This window comes from Lentilitoribacter sp. EG35 (genome assembly GCF_040784015.1).
GTDB lineage: Bacteria > Pseudomonadota > Alphaproteobacteria > Rhizobiales > Rhizobiaceae > Lentilitoribacter.
The window spans coordinates 1-672 of sequence record NZ_JBFNGQ010000041.1; the positions used below are offsets into that span (position 1 = coordinate 1).

At 46.7% G+C, this 672-nt stretch carries 1 protein-coding gene; it reads left to right on the forward strand.

Annotated elements, in window-relative coordinates:
* Nucleotides 1–672, forward strand: a 672-nt coding sequence (locus tag AB2J24_RS19860; RefSeq protein WP_367386815.1) for an AMP-binding protein, incomplete at both ends; no start/stop codon positions are given.

Sequence of the window (672 nt, forward strand, 5' to 3'; positions counted from 1 at the left end):
ACCAATCCAGACAATCGTGACCGAGTTCGACCGCTTACCCCCACCAATCCCGCCTATGTCATCTACACATCAGGATCAACTGGAAAACCTAAAGGTGTGGTCGGCCTTCATGGTGGTGCTGCAAATCGTTTAGAGTGGATAGGGGGTATTCACTCATACCGGCAGGGCCCAACACTTGCAAAGAGTTCGATAAGTTTTTTGGATGGATCTACGGAGTTACTTGGTGCATTTTTGAATAATGGATCAGTTGTTCTTGCTGGTTCGGTAGCGGCTCGTGATCCGGGAAGGATAACTCGCTTAATGGATCAACATAAGGTTGGTTGCCTCACCCTTGTTCCAAGTTTGTTAGTGCCTCTTCTTGAGGACGACGATTTTTGTAAACCAGTGGGGCTACAGTCTTGGATTTGTAGTGGCGAACCATTGACAGTTCTTCATTTGCAGAAGTTTCAAGAGGATCTACCTGACGTTCGGCTGTTTAATTTTTATGGCGCTTCTGAAGCAAGTGGCGATAGTTTGTTCGAAGAAATTATAATTGATAGCAATCGAACGGGGCTCGTCCCCATTGGGCGCCCGATTTGGAACACTCAGGTTTATGTATTGGATGATTGGCTTCGTCCTGTTCCCGTTGGTGTTAGTGGTGAGCTTTATATAGCTGGAGCAGGTTTAGCACGT